Genomic DNA, 19,563 nt, shown 5'->3' with positions numbered 1-19,563 from the left:
TCTATTAAAAGCGTAGCGAATGTTGGGAGTAAATAAAGAAAAAATTGTTACAAAGCATTGCTGACTTTGTATACGGTGACGAGCTAGAAAGTCGCCACGAGTTTATCTAATGCTTTAGCAGAATCAGCAAGTTGCTGAATAGCTTGCTCAGTATTTAGCTGCTCATTCATTACTTCATCACTGATGACACTGATTTGTTCAATGCTGCGGCCTACGTCAACAACAACATTGCTCTGCTCTTCAGTCGCTGTGGCAATAAGCGTCGTCATATCGTTGATCTGATTGGCGGTTTCTGTAATGCGATCCATCAACTCAACAGACGTTTGCATTTGGCTTACACTTTGTTCTGCCTGCTTTGAAGACAACGCAATTTGCTCAACGATAGAATCAGATGCAGAGGTAAGCTCAGTAATCGTTGCCTGAATCTCATCAGTTGATTGAGAGGTCCTGCTTGCCAATGCTCTAACTTCATCAGCTACAACCGCAAAGCCTCGGCCATGTTCACCAGCTCGGGCAGACTCAATAGCTGCATTTAGGGCGAGTAGATTGGTCTGCTCTGATATTGCGCGAATAACATCAAGAATATTGGCAATTGACTGTGTTTTGCTGGCCAGAGTTGCAACCTGTGTAGCCATATTTTGAATGTCTGTTGCCAGTTCAATTAAAGTCTCTTGGCTGGTTTGCACGCAATCATGGCTTTCTTCAGAGCTGTCTTTACTTGCAAGCGTTAGTTTTGCCGTGTTGTTTGCACTGCCAGCAATTTCTTGAACGGTTGCAGCCATTTCGTTAATTGCTGCAGCAACTGAGATGGTCTGATTTTTTTGTTCATCCAGACATTGCGAGTTACGCTGGGATTGCGCGAATACTTGTTCACTGGCAGCGCGTATATCATGGCTTTCACTTGCCACTTTGGTAATTGCCGACTCTATCTTACCGATAAATTGATTAAATCCATCTCCCAGCGCTGCCAACTCAGGCTGTTCTGAGTTAGGTACTCGGTAACTCAAATTGGCATCGCCACTGCCCAATTGCTTAAATACATCTGCCATTTTAAGCAATGGCGCACTTAACGTACGAGCTAAAAGCACACTAATAATACTCGCTACAAGGGCAATGACGAGCGCAAACGTAACGATTTGCCATTGCAAATTATTCACTTCAGAGAAAACTTCACTCTGCGGTACCTGTGCGATAACGTACAAATCTGTTTCTGGAATTTGGTTGGCTGCAACTAGCACAGGTTCACCCTGAGATTCTAGCTTTAGAATGTTTAGCTTTGAGCCATTGAGTAACTGAGAGGCTGCCGATTTGTCGTAAAATTGATTTAAATTTGATTTTGCAACTAGGCTCGCATCTGGATGCAGTTGCACGGAGCCCTGTTTATTAACGACAAAGACAAAGCCGCTTTTTTCTATGCGCATATTTGCAAGTTTTCTTTGCATTTCGTCAATGCTTTTAGCCAGACCTGCAAGACCAATACCGTTGGTCTGCTGATGGTTAACAAACATTTTGACGTCGCCGGGCGCTTCTTGGAAAATACTAATTGAATATGACTGGTTACTGCTTTTGAACGCAAAGAACCAGCCATCTTGTTGTTGGTTTAACACTCGTAAAAAGCCACTTTGATTCCAGTATTTATAGTTTTCTCTATTTGCCCAAGAGGCTGTTGCAAGCCCGTATTGGCGCTGTAGTCTATTCAGTTCTTCAAGCAGCAATTTTTCGTCGAGTTGACCATTTTTAGCTGCATCAACAATAAACTGGTTGCTCGAAAGTTGCTTGGCAGCATTTTTCAAAACCACAATCTCTTGCTCCAGAGATTTGGTGATGCTTTCAACTTTACTGGGTAATTCAGAGCTAAGCATTCTAGTCTCTACCATCGTTTTTGATTGGTAAACTGAGATAAAGCCGATCAAACTTGCAACGAGGATTGCCGTTGCACTACCTAGAATGGTGATTTTTTGCGTGATTGTTAAACCTGTGTTACTCATTTAGCCTACTAGTACTTGTTACCCTGTGGCGATAATTTTAGCATGGTCAATAATTAACACATATATGTTTATAGTAATTGTCTATAAACATAATGAAAAAGCATTAAAAATGTATTAAAAAAGCCCATAGTTTGCACTAATGGGCCTTGGTTCTAACAAGCGAACTTTCCTTTAAACAATACGTTTCATTGCGGACATATAACCGCGTAATTCTTTGCCAATAGTTTCAACAGGGTGGCTGCGAATTGCATCATTTACGGCAATGAGTTTCTGATTATCTACATAATTGTCTGCGGTGCTCAACCCGGCACCAATAACATCACTTTGAATGTTTTCCATAAATGGTTTCAACAACGGTAGGCAAGCATGGTTGTATAAATAGCAACCATATTCAGCCGTGTCAGAAATTGTTCTATTCATTTCAAACAGTTTCTTACGAGCAATGGTGTTAGCAATCAACGGTGTTTCATGCAGCGACTCGTAGTAGGCAGACTCGTCAATAATGCCAGCAGCTGTCATGGTCTCAAACGCAAGCTCGACACCCGCCTTGACCATAGCCACCATTAAAATGCCTTTGTCAAAAAATGTTTGTTCCGAGATGTGTTGCTCAGTATTTGATTGTTTCTCAAATGCCGTTTCTGCAGTCTCTGCGCGCCAAGTAAGCAGTTTTGCATCTCCTTCAGCCCAGTCAGCCATCATACCTTTTGAAAACTCACCACTGATAATGTCGTCCATATGTTTATTATACAGCGGCGTCATGAGTGTTTTAAGTTCTTCACTTAACTCAAAGGCTTTAATCTTTGCTGGATTTGACAGCCTGTCCATCATATTGGTTATGCCACCATGCTTAAGCGCTTCAGTGATCACTTCCCAACCATATTGAATAAGCTTAGATGCATAGTCAGATGCGATACCTTGTTCAACCATTTTGTCAAAACACAGTAAAGAGCCTGTTTGTAACATGCCACATAAAATAGTTTGCTCACCCATAAGGTCAGACTTAACTTCTGCGATAAATGATGAGTTAAGCACACCTGCACGATGACCGCCGGTACCCGCTGCATAAGCTTTAGCTTGTGATAATCCTTTACCTTGAGGGTCATTTTCAGGGTGGACTGCAATGAGAGTTGGTACACCAAAGCCTCTTTTGTACTCTTCCCTTACTTCTGTTCCTGGACATTTAGGCGCAACCATAATGACAGTGATGTCGTCTCTAACCTGCATGCCTTCTTCAACGATATTAAAGCCATGAGAGTACGCAAGTGTTGCGCCTTGCTTCATTAGGGGCATAACGGCAGTGACAACTGCAGAGTGTTGCTTGTCAGGTGTTAAGTTTAAAACGAGGTCAGCGCCTGGGATTAACTCTTCATAAGTGCCAACGACAAAGCCGTTGTCACTCGCGTTTAAGTAAGACTGTCTCTTTTCATCAATTGCTGACTGTCTTAATGCGTAAGAGACGTTTAGTCCAGAGTCTCTCAAATTTAGGCCTTGATTTAATCCTTGCGCACCACAGCCAACAATGACTAGCTTTTTACCTAGTAAAACCTCAATGCCCTCACTAAACTCAGAAGGGTTCATAAATTCACATTGTGCTAATTGCGCTAGCTGCTCTCGCAATGATAAAGAATTAAAATAGTTCGCCATGTCAGATCCTGCTTATGTCTTAATGTAACTCTGTTTTTCGATATAGGGTTAAGATAGGAGGATATTTAGGTTGCGTAAAATGATATATTTAAATTATTGTATTTCATAATATGAAATGCGGCGGTGACCAAATGGACCACAAACAGCTAAATTACTTCCTAGCCCTTGCAGATACGTTACACTTTACACGCGCTAGTGAACGTTGCTATATCAGCCCACCTACCTTGAGCCGACAGATTAAACAGCTTGAAAACGAAGTCGGTTCGGCGCTATTTATTCGTGACAATCGGAGTGTATCCCTTACAGCACAAGGAAAAGCGTTTGTTCACTATGCTCAAGCAACTTTAGCAAGCTGGCGTCAATTTAAAAGCGAATGCCAGGATGACTCTCAGCCACTGTCTGGTGAGCTGAGCCTCTATTGTTCGGTGACAGCATCTTATAGTTTCATATACGATTTGTTTGCTCGATATAGAAAGGAGTTTCCACAGGTTGAACTAAATTTAATGACGGGAGACCCAGCGCATTCGATTACTCAGGTGCAAAGTGATTTAACGGATGTAGCTGTGGCCGTTAAGCCTGCAAGTTTAGCGCAAGGAATTGAATATCAATCTATAGGTCGTTCGCGACTGGTATTTATTGCACCGACTATGCAATGCCCGTTAACTGACACCTTGGATAATTGCACCGAGGGGTCGCTGCCGTGGGCACAATTACCCTTTATAGTACCTGAGCAGGGAGTTTTGAAAGAACGGATAGATAGTTTTTTTAAACGTATTTCTATCCAACCTCAAGTATATGCTCATGTATCAGGGCATGAAGCGATGGTTGCGCTTACCAGTTTAGGGTTTGGTGTGGCTTATGTGCCTGAAATAGTGCTTGCGCAAAGCCCATTTAAAAATCAAGTTCAGCAACTGAATTTGCAGTCTGAAGAGATTGATATAGGCCTTGTGACTAAGAAGAAACGCCTTCAAGATCCGGTGATTAATAAATTATTCAACGTGGCCGGCGGAATATTTAATTCATAAAGCTAGAGTTCAGTTAACCGCTGTAGACTCGCAAAAATATAAATCAAATGCGGGGTTTAGCAGTGCATACCGTTCTAATCGCAGAGAGTAAAGTTAATAGCTTGGCAGCACCATTAGCTGCACTTCAAGGTCAAGGGTTTGATGTGCAGACGATGGTGTTAGAAAGTTTGGATCATGTAAATCATAGAAATAATCTAGGAATTGTGAACAGCATTGTGATTGATCAAACGATTGCCATAAGCGCAAGGTTTGACACAATAAATACGCTTAAGTCTCACTTTCAGGTGCCAGTTCTTGTCTCTGTTGATGACAACAATGATGATATTCAAAGTTTATTGTTAGAGCTTGGTGCAGATGATGTCGTTTCAACTCACGCAAAACCGAGACTATGGCGCGCACGCCTCGATGCGTTAAGTCGTAAAGTGCGTTGTGCGGAGGTGAGTTCTGCAAGTACGTCGGGCAGTGAACTCATGTTTGGCAACTTAACTATCAAAGGCGATGAGCGTACTGTATTACTCAATGAGCAATTAGTTAGCTTGACAACGCACGAGTTTGATCTAATTTGGTTATTAGCATCCCGAGCACCAAAAGTAGTTAGCCGAGAAGAAATATATCAAAAGATCATTGGTCAGCACTACCAAGCTAACAGCCGTACCATTGATGTGCGTGTTTCGTGCCTGAGAAAAAAGCTTGGAGACACCGCCAGTAGCCCGCAAAAAATCAAAACGGTGTGGCGTCAAGGGTACCTATTTGTAAAAGAGGCTTGGGAACAAAATTTATAGTTCGAATTTTTCGAACTATAAATCAACTCCTCTCTGTTAAAAAAAGGTTTGTTTTTTTTATTTTATCTGTAGTAATAAACTCGTTTTCTTTTCAAAACAGTTGGTTATAACTTTATTTGTTATTAATGCTAGTGACTCTCATTTTCTCTTCTATATTTAATCTTATCTCTACCCCTATATTTGTATACTTTTAACAACGCTAATAATATTGATTCCTATTTAGAGGGGTGTATACTTTTTGCCGTTAAGAAAATGCAAATACAAATAATTTTCATAGGAAAACGTCCAATGGCACTTAGAAAGTCTCTGCTTGCAACTGCAGTTTTAGCTGCAACTATGGGTTTAACTGGTTGTGGTGGCTCTAGTAGCGACAACAATACTCCTGAACCCAATCCTACTACACCGACTCCTACTAACGAAAAGCCTTCAATTACTTTAGGTACTGTTACGATAGAAGAAGATAAGCTAGGTGAAGCTGTAGCTGGCGTTACGTTTGCTGATGACACAGACGCATTAGATGCACTAGAGTACGCTGTAAGCGATGGACGCTTTGAAATTGTTAATGGACAACTAAAGTTAAAAGCGGCAAACGCACTTAACTATGAGCAAGAAACGGATCACAAAGTAACACTAACAGTTTCAGCTGAAGACACAGCAGGTGAAAAAACAGAACAAGAAGTTGTTATTACAATCACAGATGTACCAGCAACAGCAGGTGTTAACACCTATGAGTTTGGTCACAATGGTGTTTCATCAGTATCTTATTCTGGTCAAGTTTCTCGTCAAGCAGCTATCTTAGAAGCTAAAAAGCTACTAGGTACACTGAAAACTGGCGATGAAGGCACTAACGATGTAGCTGAACTAAGAAAAATCTTAGCTGATGTACGTGGCTTCTTATTCCCAACAGATGAATCTCGCCAAGATACAGCGTTAACTTTCTTGTCCGGTGTTGCGGCTGAGCAAACAACATTAGGTCAAATCTCTAGCCTTAAAAAAATAGCTGGTGAAGGTGGTAAGATTGCTGGTCGTGATACGACTTACATGAACAAAAAGTGGGAAGAAAACGGCTCTCTAGTTGGCTGGTCTGAGTTTGGTACTCACCCATCTACACCTGAAGGTCTAGTACTTTACTACCTAGATCTAATCGATGCGCAAATCACGAAGTTCGAAAATGGTGAGCTACATACTGCAACACATAACGGCGTGACAGTAGAGCTAAACAGCCTGTACATAACACCTGAAGGTCTTGACCTTGTTCAGCTTATTCAAAAGCACTTAAATGGTGCGGTTGCATTATCTCAGGGCGCAGATGATTACCTTGACGAATTAACAATTGGCAAACAGTCTGCTGACAACACTGTAATTGCAGATGGTAAATCCTACACTGAGCTTGAGCACAAGTTTGATGAAGGTTATGGTTACTTTGGTGCTGCAACTCATTATCTAGAGTTCAGCGATGCAGCTATCTCAAGTTCTGCAGCAAACGATGCAGATTCAAGTGAGACAATTAGCCTGCTTACTGAATATAACTTCGGTAATTCAACGAATGCATCAAAACGTGACAAAGGCACAGCGGAAAACGCAAACCCTACTGATTTCTCTGGTTCTGCGCAAATCGCGTTCATCAAGGGCCGTGCTCTAATCAGCGCGAATTTCTCAAAGAATGTGGCAGATTGGAGCGAAGAAGACCAAAATGCACTTAAGACGTATCGTGACCACGCGCTACTGAATTGGGAAAAGTCAATTGCGGCAACGGTTATTCACTACATAAACTACACAATTGCTAAAGAAGACGGTAACTTGACTCAAATCAAGAACAGCGAGTTTGACGCTGGTAAATTTGAGAAGTTGGCTAAATACTGGGGTGAAATGAAAGGCTTTGCCTTGAACTTCCAATTCAACCCGCATTCACCAGTTAAAGCAGGCGAGTTTGCGGAAATTCATACATTGATGGGTGACGCGCCTGTGCTAGAAGCAGACAAGGTAGATGCATATATCACAGACCTTGAAAAAGCACGTGCAATTATTGCAGAAGCATATGGCTTCGATGCTGAAAATGTTGAAAAGTGGTAATCAACTAACTTTGCATTTATGAAAAGGTTAGTCGCTTTGGCGACTAACCTTTTGCTGTATTTATAGGTATCAAAAAAAGAGAATCGCAATGAGAGTGTTAAAACCTTTGAGCGCAGTTACTGTTGCAGTATCATTGCTTTTGAGCGGCTGTGGAGAAAGTACTTCGAGTACGACAGGTTCAGAGTTTACTGACGGTGGTGATGCACAAAACCCGACGAACCCAAACAATCCGACAGACCCTACAACACCGACAGATCCAACAACGCCGACAGAGCCAAATACGTTTGATGAAGCAGCGTTAGTTGCAAATTTAGTCAATAACGTACTGAGCCCAGCTTTAACTCAGTTCCATACTTTTGCACAAGCACAGCAGACTCAAATAGGCGCATTTTGTAGTGCAGCTAAAGCGCAAGCGGACGATGTTGACAACCTTCATGAGCAAGCTAAAGATAGTTGGCGCGCAGCGATGACTAGCTGGCAGTACGTAGAGTTGATGCAAGTGGGGCCTCTTCTCACGAATGGTAAAGAATTGAAAAGCAAAATATATTCTTGGCCTGCGGGTGGCGCACTGTGTAGCATTGACTTAGACATCGTATATCACGAAGCCGGGATCATTAATGGTAATGCGAATCAGCCTTACGATATCAAGACCCGTACATCAGATCGTAAGGGTTTAATTGCGATAGAGCATGCATTGTTTAACGTCAATTACGACCACAATTGTACTTTTGAAAATGATGCATTAGCCCCGTGGAATGGCCGTACTCTCAATGAGAGAAAGGTTGCTCGATGTGAATTCGCGCATACTGTTGCGGGTGATATTGTCGACAATAGCAATGAAATCTTATCTCGTTGGCAAGGCGACAATGGATTTGCCAATCAGTTGCTGAATGCGGGTGAGCCTGGTTCATCATTCGACACGCCACATCTCGCATTGAATGAAATTTCTAAAGCGCTTTTCTATATGACTGAAGAGCTGAAAGATAAAAAGCTCGGCACGCCGCTGGGTCTATTTGTAAACAGCTGTGGATTTGAAGCATGTCCACAAGATGTTGAATCCGATATTTCGGAGCATTCTAAAGAAAATTTACTTGCTAACCTTCGTGCATTCAAACAGATTTTTACCGGAGAGGGCAGTAATACAGATAATACTGTAGGGTTTGACGATTTCCTTGACGCTGAAGAGGGCACTGAAGTGAAACAGCGTATGTTGACCGGCATTGAAGAGGCTGAAGCCGCTTTAATGACGATCGAAGGTTCGCTTAAACAAGCTATTACCGACGATACGGCAAAAGTAACTGAGGTACATTCCAAAGTTAAAAATGTAACTGATGAGCTTAAGAGCGACTTCATCAATAAGCTTGCACTGGAGCTTCCTCAAACATCGGCAGGTGACAATGACTAAGTATCCTCGTATGAATAAATCACTATTAGCAATGGCCGTGGCCGTTGCATTACCGAGCGCTTTTGCTCAAGACAATGATCAGGATGAAATTGAACATATTCAGATCATTAGTCATTACGACAAATTAAGAACTGAAGCTGGCTCTGCAACGCTCTTAACTGAAGAGCAATTAGGCCAATACGAATATGACGATATTCACCGAGTATTGTCTTCTGTTCCTGGGGTTAATATTCGTGAGGAAGATGGTTATGGCTTGAGGCCTAACATCGGTTTTCGTGGTGTAACACCGGAGCGTAGTAAGAAAATTACTATTATGGAAGATGGGGTACTGATAGGCCCTGCACCATACTCAGCACCCGCAGCTTATTATTTTCCACAAACTACGCGCATGACGGCCGTTGAAGTGTTTAAAGGCCCCGCGGCGATAAAGCATGGGCCGCAAACCATTGCGGGCGCACTTAACTTGGTCACTCGCCAAGTTCCTGAATTTACAGAAGGCGCTATAGATATTGCTGCTGGTGGAGATGGTTATACCAAAGCTCATGGTTATTTTGGTTCAGTCGTTAACAATATAGGCTTTTTACTAGAAGCGGTGAATGTACAGGCAGATGGTTTCAAAGAGCTTGATGGCGGTGGCGACACGGGCTTTGATAAAAATGATATCCTAGCCAAGTTTAATTATCGCCTTAAACAAGGTGATTTTGAGCACACATTTGGCTTAAAGTTAAGTTATGCCGATGAAGTATCCGATGAGACTTACCTTGGTTTAACTGAGGCTGATTTTGCTGAGAACCCTTACCGCCGATACGCGGCTACTGCCCCTGCGAAAATGGACACTGAACATCAGCAAGTTATGTTTACCCATAACATTTCTGGTGGCGATCTTAATTTAACGACACGTATTTATCGTAACGATTACGAGCGAGCTTGGCTGAAATTAAATAGCATTTCGGGTAAATCACCACAAGAAGTGCTTTACAATCTTGAGTCAGGAAACAACCAACGCTTGTATGAGATCTTTAAAGGTGAGCAAGACTCCATCGTTGCTGGCGCGACAGATTTTTTAACTATGGGTACCAATGACCGTGAATACTATTCTCAAGGTATTCAGGTCGATGGTGATTTCAAGTTCAATGTGCTCGACTTAGACCATGATATTTCATTTGGTGTTCGTCTTCATGAAGACGAGATTGAAAGAAAACACTTTGAAGAAAGTTATGACATGAAGTCAGGCGTGTCTTCTTTGGTAGAGGGCAGCAAACGTTTTACTACGCTGAACACCGAAAACACTAAAGCTTGGTCAGTTTATATCGAAGATAAAGTGAAATTCGATGCGCTGACAATTGGTGTTGGTATCCGTGGTGAATTGATGGATATGCATTATCAAGACAATAATAACCCGAACGTGTGGCAAGATAAGACCACGCGGATCTGGTTACCTGGGGTGAGTGGTTTCTATCAACTTAGTGAAGATGCGGGCCTTTTATTTGGTGTTCACCGTGGCTTTTCTCCGGCATCACCTGCACAGCCAGCAGAGATTGAAATTGAAAAAAGTACAAACTATGAGTTTGGCGGCCGTTATAATGATGGCGTAACACAATTCGAAGTTGTGAGCTTTTTCAATGATTATAGCAACTTAAAAGAAAGCTGTGGTCAGTCAAACTGTGGTGATATTAGACAGCAAGATACTGAGTTTAATGGCGGTTCGGCCCATGTATATGGACTTGAAGCGCAATTAAGTCAGCGTTATCCGCTTAATTTACAATTAGATATCCCTTACGGCTTTGTTTATACCTACACCAAGGGTGAATTCAAAAATGAGCGTTACACTAAATTTGCTCAGTGGGGTCAAGTTAAAAGTGGCGATCCATTGCCTTATTTGCCTGACCACCAAGTTAGCTTCAATATAGGTTTAAGCTCTGATAATTGGCGCACATCATTAGCAGTTAAATATGTGAGCTCAATGGAAGAAGCAGCTGGTAGAAGCTGGCAAGAAGGTACTGATGAATTTACACTTTATCTAGAAGGTCAAGAGGTCCCCGCTTCAACGACGGTTGATTTCTCGGCGAGTTATGATTTTGACAAGTATGGCCAAGTGTACTTAAAGGTTGATAACTTACTTGATGAAGAAAAGATTGTCAGTCGTAGACCTTATGGCGCACGCCCAGGCAAGCCTAGGCAGTTTACTGTTGGTTACAAATACCAGTTTTAAGCCATTTGGCTCAACTTAATATATTTTGTATAAGGCCACATCTGTGGCCTTTTTTGACACATTTGGAGTTAATACGCTAGATGTTAGACACTATTTGGCAAAGCATCAGTACATTGCCAGGTTACCTCATAGATGCAAATAAACGTATTTTTTGGTTATATCTTGCTTCAGCGGCGACTATGGCTGCATTTGTCTACTGCGCTACTAATCAGTCCCGTTCTTTGAAAGGATTTTGTCACTTTCTGTTTCCTAGCGCTGTGTGGTTTCATGAGAGTGCAAAGCAGGACTACTGCTTGTTCATTATTAACCGAATTATCAAGACCTTAACCTTTGTACCTATTGTGTTTACTATGGTTCCTGTAGCAATAGGTATTTCTGACATGATGGAGACCGTGTTTGGTCCGTCGTTACACCTTAGCTGGCCACAATATGTGGTTGTTGGGTTGTTTACTTTAATGTTGTTTTTAGTCGACGACTTAACTCGGTATTTATTGCACCTTGCTTTGCACAAAATCCCCTGTTTATGGGAAATACATAAAGTACATCACTCAGCAAAAGTTCTGACTCCCTTTACTATCTACCGCTCACACCCCATCGAGAGCTATTTCTACGCGTGTAGAATGGCTTTAACTCAAGGTATCGTTGTGGGTCTTGGGTATTTCTTTTTTGGCTCAGCACTAAGTATGTTTGATATTTTAGGGGCTAATTTATTTGTGTTTATTTTTAATGTCTGCGGCTCTAACTTACGGCATTCTCATATTTGGTTTACATGGGGAAATCGTTTAGAAGGGTGGTTTATCAGCCCTGCTCAACATCAAATCCATCACAGTGATAACCCAAAACACTTTGACACTAATATTGGTTCAGCGTTGGCGATATGGGACCGCATGGCAGGAAGCTTAATCAAGGCCTCTGAAACCAAGGGGGTTTCAATCGGTGTTGGTAAATATGATGCAGGGCACAACTCTATATGGGCAATTTACTATAAACCGGTGATTGAATGTATCAAAGCTTGTGTACCGAAGCGGGTGATGAATAGAAAACGCTGAAGTGGGTAGAAGAAAGTAGGCTGGCGACGGGCATTGCCAGCCTAGTAAGAGGAGAGTAGGCCCCTCTAAAAATCGTTGTGGAGTTAGTGCATCACACGTCTAGAAGTGCGGTAAAACCCTAACTCATTAAGTTTGTTAATTAGGCTCGGGTCATCAAGTCGCTCTGGCGTAGACTCGTTACGCAAGTAATGATCTTGAGGTACAGCATGTAGATCTAGCATTTTATGAAATAAAATATTACGAATGGCTAGCGCTGTCATTCCCGAGTCTTGAATATCATCCAAGCGTTTTTGTATATCAGAAAACGGGGCTGCATTGACATCGTCAACAGCTGCTGGAAAGTACGAATTTAACTTATTTTTGCTCATGCAAACCCTCATTAACAATCTTGATAGAATTCTTCTTGTTCCCAAAAACAGATACTAAGTATAAGATTTAAGTACAAAAATTAGAGACACGTTCTCTAAATGACGTAGCCAGTGTACTCTTTTTCATGGTTGAATTACTAACTTCGTTGTAAAGTTTTGTAAATCGCACTATTACAGAAAATGATGGAAAGTAGGGTTGAGTTTTAGACGTCTAGATGTAAGTGTATGACAGGAAAATAAAAATAGTTCTCAGTACCCTTTAAGGGCCCTGAGAACTATAATGAGAAACCCTAGAATAATTTTTCTTTTACGTGCTCTGCAAAGCCACTACCCGCTTCTAAATAGAAGTTATAAGTAGAGTGCACCCCCATATCTTCGAGTTCTTTTTGTTGATCTGGATAGTTTGCTATCGCGGTTACTTGTCCCTGATAGCCAGACGCTTGGAGTTGCTCAAGCGCGTAAATGTTTTGCATATGTTTAGGCATAGCAAGCATGACCATTTCGACATTAGAGTGGTTAACGCGCTGCCAGAAATCAGGGTCGGTCGCATCGGCGATTAATACGCGTCTTCCTCGCCTGATATGCTTATCCACGACTTCCGGCTTAATGTCGATACCGGCGACGGAGCCTGGGTGAGAATTATGGATGGTTTCATATGCACCAGTACCGATCCGCCCCATACCAAATATAACAATGCGAGTATCTGTTAGGTTGACAGGCAACTCTTCTTCTAGGCGTTTAGGGTTTTCAAAACGCACTAAAATGTGTTCAAACTTCACATAAAGCTCGTTCGCGCGTTTATTTAGTGGAGAGGCGAGAATAAAAGTCAAAGAGACGGCAATGGCGACAACGGCCAACCAGTCAGCGGCGATTAGCCCACTGCTTGCAGCAACAGCACAAACAATCAGGCCAAATTCGCTGTAGTTTGACAAAGTAAATGCGCTTAGCAGCGAAGTACGAGCTCGCAATCTAAAGCGATTAGTGAGTACGTAGTAAAGCATGACTTTAATCGGTAGTACTAGCACTAATAAGAGACCGATGAGTAATGCATTTGTTGAAATATTGGCATTGAGACCAATATTGAGGAAAAAGCCAACTAGTAAAATATTTTTTAAATTTAATAAGGATTTAGAGAGCTCGCTGGCTTTTTTGTGTGGCGCGAAAAGCATGCCGATTATCAGGGCGCCTAAATCGCCTTTTAAACCTGCAAATTCAAATGCGTGGTAGCCAATTACAAGTGCAAAGAAAAACCCAAATAGTGGCAGTAGTTCACCATGCTTTGAACGACTTAAAACCCAAAACATGAGCGAGCGGAAAACAAATAGTCCAACGATAAGAGCGATGGCCCAAATGTTAGGAACTTTACCGGTGCTAACGGTTAAGAAAACCACTGCGAAAATATCCTGCATAACCAGAATGCCGATAGCAATTTTGCCGTGTAAGCTGGCCATTTCACCGCGCTCTTCAAGTACCTTGACCGCGAATACAGTGCTAGAAAAGCTAAACGCAAAACCTACTAATAACGCACTTTGTAAATCTAATTGGTCAAACAGAGGAAGTTGCATGACGCCGAGCAGTAGAAGTAAAGATGCGAAGAAAATACTACTCAAGATAATATGTAGCGTGGCAGGAGCCCAAACCTGTGGTTTGACAAGGTTTTTAACTCTGAGTTTTAGGCCGATACTGAATAATAAAATAGTAACACCTAAATCGGCTAGTTGAGAAAGGAGAGGGGTGGTTTGTTGCCCCATTAGGTTGAGGATAAAACCAGCCATTAAGAATCCAATCAACGGCGGTAGCTTGAGTTGATAGACCGAAAATCCACAAGCAAAAGCGATTGCAAAATAAAGTAGTTCCATAAGTCATGCAGATTGTACTAGGTAGTCTGATTCTATCAAATCAATCTGTTTTATAAACAAATTCTGTGAAAAACAGTATTAATCTGTGTGCATCTATTAGTCGTACAAAATCTCATTTGCGTAAAAACGTTAGATTTTCACTGACAAGCAACGGCAAATGTGTTTAAGATGCCTTAACGGAACATCCACGAGAGGAGTAATGATGTTTAAAAAACTCTTAGCATCTGTTGGAGTAGGTGCTGCAAAAGTCGATACAGTATTGGAAACTGAACACTTACACCCTGGTCAAAAGTTTCAAGCACAAATTATTGTTATGGGTGGTGACGTAGAGCAGGAGATTTCTGGGCTAGAATTGGCATTAATGACCAAGGTTAAGGTGGAAAGTGACGATGGAGAGTACTTCACAAATCATGTAATAGAAAAGTGGCGTATCCCTGCAGAGTTCACAATTGCACCTGGTGAACAACGAATCATACCTTTTGAAGCAAGGCTGCATTCAGAGACACCAATTACTCAAATAAATGCGCCATATAATCACTGCCATGTTTGGATTGAGACAGGTCTTGATATTGATCTAGCTTTAGACCCTTCAGATAAAGATGCATTACATATCTATCCTAATGAAGCTGTTAAAGCCGTATTAACAGCGATGGACAAGTTAGGCTTTCAATTGGTTAAAGCAGATGTTGAGAAAGGTTATCTGCGAGCTTCCAACTTTCAGTCGACTTCGGGCTGTTATCAAGAAATTGAGTATCGTCCAAGTAGCCACTCCATGTTTGGTTTGCAAGAGATAGAGCTTTCATTTGTGCCTGAAGCACATAAAACGCATGTGTTAATTGAATTAGATCGCGCATTTAGAAGTGATGGCTATATTGATTTAACGATTGAACATGATCAGGTGAACTTATCGCGTATCTGTGATCAGCTAGAGAGACTATTTGCTTAATCACTGGCTGAATATGAGATAACGGATGTTGGAACCAGTTATAAAGACCTTCCACGAGCTAAGTCGTGATGAAATCTTCATGATGTTTAAAGCGCGTGTAGATGTGTTTGTTGTTGAACAAGATTGTGCCTATCCGGAAGTTGATGATGTAGATCGCGCTTTAAATACACGCCACATACTTTTTCTTGAACAAGGACGCCTAAAAGCCTACGCAAGGTGTTACTTAAAAAGTGAAAACACAGCGAGTATCGGTCGTGTATTGATTGCGCCTGATGGACGTGGCTCTGGGCTAGGGTATACGTTAATGAATGCTGCGCTTGCTTGCTGTGTGCAACAATTCCCTAGTGCGCAGGTGCAAATTGCAGCTCAGAGTTACCTACAGCCGTTTTATGGCAAGCTCGGCTTTGCGCCTATAAGCGATGTGTATCTTGAAGACGGTATTGAACATATAGACATGCAATTAGTACTAAGCATGTAATGTTGAGTGAGCAGTAAAAGAAAAAGGCGCTTCTAACGAAGCGTCTTTTTTTATAGTGAATTTATAAATACTAGGCCAATAGCCAATGGGCAGACAAACTTGATGTACCAAGGCCAAATTTTCCAGAACAAAGTGTTGTCTGCCGCCTCATTTCCTTCTTTAATCTCTGCAAGCAACTTACTTCTATGCCAGATCCAGCCTGCAAAAATACAGCACAACATGCCTAGCAATGGTTGTGCAAACTGCGTGGTTAACTGGACTACAAAGCCAAATAGCGCAGAAAAGTTAAAAATGATAGAAACGCTCACAACACTGACAATGAGCCCTATAAGCCATGTTGCCTGCACGCGAGCCAGTGCGAATTTTTCAACAACGTAAGAAACGGGTGCCTCTAGCATTGAAATTGAGCTTGTTAATGCTGCAATGCTCATTAAAGCGAAAAATGCGAAACCAATGTAAATGCCTATACCACCCATACTTTCAAATAAGGCCGGTAACACTTGAAACACCAGTGTGTCTTCGGACAATAACTCACCTGAAGCCGAGAAAATTTCAACCCCTTGAGCTTGTGCAACATACATTGCTGGGATGATGAGCATACCTGCTACAAAAGCGATAAATACGTCAATTAATGTGACGTACGCCCCCAGTGAAACAAGATTTTCTTGTTTGCTAATATATGAGCCGTAGATGATCATTACACTAGTTCCTAAGGACAGTGAAAAAAATGCCTGTCCAAGCGCACTGACGAGCAAACTAGGGTTTAAGATAGAGCTGAATTCTGGCACTAAGTAAGCCTTTAAACCCGTCATAGCACCTTTTTGTGTTAATACATAGGCAATGAGAGCGAAGAGAATAAACAATAGCGCTGGCATCAGTCGCTTCGACCATTTTTCAATGCCGTTTTCTACACCTTTACTGATAATGGAAACTGTCAAAATAATGAAAACGGCTGTAAATATTAAGTCTCTCGATAATGACTGCTCGCTTAGCCAAGAAGTTGCTTGATCTGTACCTGCAATAACAGAAATAGGTTCAAGAGTTGCACTGAACATCCATCCTGCAACAATGGCATAAAAGCTGAGAATTAGTCCCGCACAAACAATACCACCAAAGCCCACAAAAAATGCAAAGCGTTTTTGCATTTGGTTGATTGCTAGCCTTTGGAGTGAGGCGACAGCATTGGCTTGCCCATGTCGGCCAATGACAAGCTCGGCCATTAAAGCGGGGTAGGCAAGACAAAATGCGAGTACTAAATAAACCAGTACAAATGCCGCACCACCATTGCTAGCGGTCTGTGTCGGAAATCCCCAAATGTTGCCTAAACCAACGGCAGAGCCTGCGGCGGCCATAATAAATCCAAACCGAGAACTAAACTCTCCTCGAATACTGCTCATGTTTTTATATTTCTCTTTTTTAAAGACGGCCGCAACAATCTACTGTAAATGAAGGCAAATAAAAAGCCTTATCTGCACTGATCTAGCGCAAGAATTAGTGTTAAAAAACACCGTAGTTATAAATATCCATATTATAATTGCGGTTATGATTATAACGTTATGATATTTATTGGGTTTTGTTTGGTTTTATTGAAAAGGTGTCAGCGGTTGTGTACGTTTTGTGAAACAGCTTTACAAGGTAATGTTAGCGTGAATTTTGCGCCGCCAAGTAACTCTGAGCGACTCACTGTTGCTTTGCCATGGTGCCAGTCAATCACTTTTGCAACGATGGCAAGTCCTAGACCATAGCTTTTGCCTGCTCGATTGCGATGTCCTTGCTCTTGAAAGAATGGGTCAAAGACCTTATTCCAATTCTCTTGCTCGATACCGGGACCATCATCCTCTATGTTTATTTCTATTTCATGATCATGTTGCTGGGCACTAACAAACAGCTGCATATCTGCAAAGTCACAAGCATTACTTAATAAATTTGATATACCGCGCGCTAGCCAATGAAGGTCTGCCTCAACGACTAATTCCGGATGGATTGAAATATTGGCAGTTAACCCCTTTTTGGACATCTTAGGGTGCATTTGAGTCACCACGTCAGAAATATATCCATTCAGCTTGATGGGTTCAAATTTCAACAAGTGAGATTTTTGCTCAAGCGTTGCAAATGACAGATAGCTTGAAAGCATATCTTCCATTTGGTCCAAGTCTTTTTCCATTCGTTCGAGTAATTGGTGGACCTCTTGTATATCATCTTCTTCTAAAGCAGCATCGAAGCCAAACCGTAAACAAGCGACAGGCGTGCGAATGTCATGTGACAGACTAGATGCCATTAGTTTATTTTCAGCTAACAGTTTTTCGATTTGATTTGCCATTCGATTGAAAGTTAGTTCTACATCTTTGATGTAGGTAAAATGATTGACTTCAATGCGCGTAGCTAGGTTGCCACCGGCAAATTGCTTTGCCGCATGTGTCAAAACAGAGAGGCGTTTAGCTAGAGGTGCCAATACAAACCACATCAATGCACAGACACCAGAATAAAATGCCAGCGTGAGTAAAACATCATAACTGTTGCGCTCAGGTGGCTTTTCTAACTGGAGCTCAATGTAATCGGGTTTTAGTTGTGGTGTCGATTTAAGAAGATAAAAGTAACCTTCATTCGAGTCTATTAATAGCCCTTGAGGTCTGTACATCTGCTCGGTTACTTCGGGAGGCAATGCTAAAGAAGCTCCTGAGTGATAGGAAATAGTGAGGTCAAAGTCTTTACCTGCTTTTTCAACAAAATCCAGCCGTTGGTCGAGTGGGGTTGAGCTGGCTTGATTCGCGATACCCACTAATAATTTGGCTTGCCAAAAAAAGCTGTCATCATCTGGAGAAGTTTGCTCATTGAGCGTGTCTATCAACCACCCGAGAACGATGATTGAAATAATTACACCAGCAAGCAATGATAAATATAATTTTCTCACAAATTCACTCTACCTAGTACCACATGATAACTTCAAGCGTTGGGGGTTGAGTTGTGCATTTAGGGTGCTGCACAACTCAACAGGTATTACCAAGCCGTAGGTACTAGTAAGTAACCTTTGCCCCAAATGGTTTTTATCTTTTCAGGGTTTTGCGGATCGTCATCAAACTTTTTGCGTAGCGCTGATATTAACACGTCTACACTGCGGTCAAGGCCGTCGTACTCTCTGCCTTTTGTTGCTTTAAACACCGCATCTCTAGACACGACGTTACCAGCATTTGAGGCAAGAAAGTGAAGCAGTAAATACTCCGCGCTTGATATAGCAACTTCTTGACCTGACACGACAACTTTTCGAGCTTGTGTATCAATTTTGAGATTTCCAACATTCAAAATGGCGCTACTAGAGTCGTTTTGAGTGTTATTATCTTGAGCTGCCCGAGCGTTTGCTTTGATTCTAGCAAGCAGTGCTCTTGGGCGTACTGGCTTGATAACATAGTCACTGGCACCTACTTCCAAGCCGATTACTTCATCCATCTCTTCATCTTTGGCTGTTAGCATGATGATAGGCTTGCTATAAAACTGACGCAATTCTCTACAGACGCTGATACCATCTTGGCCTGGTAGCATTATATCCAGCAATACCAAATCAGGGTTATGCTGTTTAACCATTGCAACGACTTCGTCGCCACGATGACAGCAATGGGTTGTGTAACCTTGATTATTTAAATAGTCCGCTACCCATTGTGCGAGTGACTCATCATCCTCAACAAGTAATATCGTACCGTACTGCTCCATGAAAACTCTCCTTTAACATACCAACTAAG

Annotated in this window: 15 protein-coding genes; 8 read left to right on the top strand and 7 right to left on the bottom strand. The window is 41.8% G+C overall.

The window, feature by feature from the left end; all coding sequences use genetic code 11:
* Window positions 1–83 precede the first annotated feature (83 nt).
* The gene (locus N482_RS09625) at window positions 84–1,988 is read right to left on the bottom strand and encodes a methyl-accepting chemotaxis protein (RefSeq protein ID WP_063376826.1); all 1,905 of its coding nucleotides are present in this window, start codon (window positions 1,986–1,988) and stop codon (window positions 84–86) included.
* 171 nt (window positions 1,989–2,159) lie between these two features.
* Window positions 2,160–3,632, bottom strand: coding sequence for a ketol-acid reductoisomerase (gene ilvC / locus N482_RS09620; RefSeq protein WP_063376825.1), 1,473 nt, complete (start codon window positions 3,630–3,632; stop codon window positions 2,160–2,162).
* Window positions 3,633–3,763: 131 nt separating this feature from the next.
* On the opposite strand from ilvC, the gene ilvY reads away from it, so the two are divergent.
* From ilvY to N482_RS09590, 6 genes are all read left to right on the top strand, one after another.
* Window positions 3,764–4,657, top strand: coding sequence for an HTH-type transcriptional activator IlvY (gene ilvY / locus N482_RS09615; RefSeq protein WP_063376887.1), 894 nt, complete (start codon window positions 3,764–3,766; stop codon window positions 4,655–4,657).
* A gap of 62 nt (window positions 4,658–4,719) precedes the next feature.
* A complete protein-coding gene (locus tag N482_RS09610; RefSeq protein WP_063376824.1) occupies window positions 4,720–5,439 on the top strand; it encodes a response regulator transcription factor in 720 nt (239 codons plus the stop codon).
* A gap of 288 nt (window positions 5,440–5,727) precedes the next feature.
* Window positions 5,728–7,512: a DUF4856 domain-containing protein gene (locus N482_RS09605; RefSeq protein WP_063376823.1), complete on the top strand. Its 1,785-nt coding sequence runs from the start codon at window positions 5,728–5,730 to the stop codon at window positions 7,510–7,512.
* 88 nt (window positions 7,513–7,600) lie between these two features.
* Entirely contained in the window at window positions 7,601–8,917 is a 1,317-nt protein-coding gene (locus tag N482_RS09600; protein ID WP_063376822.1) for an imelysin family protein, read from the top strand.
* On the top strand, window positions 8,910–11,129 hold the full coding sequence (locus tag N482_RS09595; RefSeq protein WP_063376821.1) for a TonB-dependent receptor family protein: 2,220 nt from the start codon (window positions 8,910–8,912) through the stop codon (window positions 11,127–11,129). Before N482_RS09600 ends, N482_RS09595 begins: the two co-directional genes overlap by 8 nt.
* Before the next feature lie 80 nt (window positions 11,130–11,209).
* Complete coding sequence (locus tag N482_RS09590; protein WP_063376820.1) at window positions 11,210–12,178, top strand: sterol desaturase family protein; 969 nt, start codon at window positions 11,210–11,212, stop codon at window positions 12,176–12,178.
* An 83-nt stretch (window positions 12,179–12,261) separates the two neighbouring features.
* Here N482_RS09590 and N482_RS09585 read toward each other — a convergent pair whose 3' ends face one another.
* Together N482_RS09585 and N482_RS09580 are read right to left on the bottom strand one after the other, a co-directional pair.
* On the bottom strand, window positions 12,262–12,546 hold the full coding sequence (locus tag N482_RS09585) for a hypothetical protein (RefSeq protein ID WP_063376819.1): 285 nt from the start codon (window positions 12,544–12,546) through the stop codon (window positions 12,262–12,264).
* Window positions 12,547–12,836: 290 nt separating this feature from the next.
* The gene (locus N482_RS09580; RefSeq protein WP_063376818.1) at window positions 12,837–14,405 is read right to left on the bottom strand and encodes a cation:proton antiporter family protein; all 1,569 of its coding nucleotides are present in this window, start codon (window positions 14,403–14,405) and stop codon (window positions 12,837–12,839) included.
* A 202-nt stretch (window positions 14,406–14,607) separates the two neighbouring features.
* Between N482_RS09580 and N482_RS09575 the strand changes: the two genes are divergently transcribed.
* Both N482_RS09575 and N482_RS09570 read left to right on the top strand, forming a co-directional pair.
* Entirely contained in the window at window positions 14,608–15,351 is a 744-nt protein-coding gene (locus tag N482_RS09575; RefSeq protein WP_063376817.1) for a sporulation protein, read from the top strand.
* Between the two features lie 25 nt (window positions 15,352–15,376).
* Window positions 15,377–15,829: a GNAT family N-acetyltransferase gene (locus N482_RS09570; protein ID WP_063376816.1), complete on the top strand. Its 453-nt coding sequence runs from the start codon at window positions 15,377–15,379 to the stop codon at window positions 15,827–15,829.
* 50 nt (window positions 15,830–15,879) lie between these two features.
* On the opposite strand, the gene N482_RS09565 is transcribed toward N482_RS09570, so the two are convergent.
* From N482_RS09565 to N482_RS09555, 3 genes are all read right to left on the bottom strand, one after another.
* A complete protein-coding gene (locus tag N482_RS09565; protein WP_063376815.1) occupies window positions 15,880–17,226 on the bottom strand; it encodes a sodium-dependent transporter in 1,347 nt (448 codons plus the stop codon).
* A 200-nt stretch (window positions 17,227–17,426) separates the two neighbouring features.
* Complete coding sequence (locus tag N482_RS09560; protein WP_063376814.1) at window positions 17,427–18,740, bottom strand: sensor histidine kinase; 1,314 nt, start codon at window positions 18,738–18,740, stop codon at window positions 17,427–17,429.
* A gap of 86 nt (window positions 18,741–18,826) precedes the next feature.
* On the bottom strand, window positions 18,827–19,534 hold the full coding sequence (locus N482_RS09555; protein ID WP_063376813.1) for a response regulator transcription factor: 708 nt from the start codon (window positions 19,532–19,534) through the stop codon (window positions 18,827–18,829).
* Window positions 19,535–19,563: the final 29 nt, after the last annotated feature.

The organism is Pseudoalteromonas luteoviolacea NCIMB 1942 (genome assembly GCF_001625595.1).
GTDB classification, from domain to species: Bacteria; Pseudomonadota; Gammaproteobacteria; order Enterobacterales; family Alteromonadaceae; genus Pseudoalteromonas; species Pseudoalteromonas luteoviolacea_A.
Note: the sequence above shows the minus strand (reverse complement) of the source record. Positions and strands in the feature narration are given on the sequence as shown.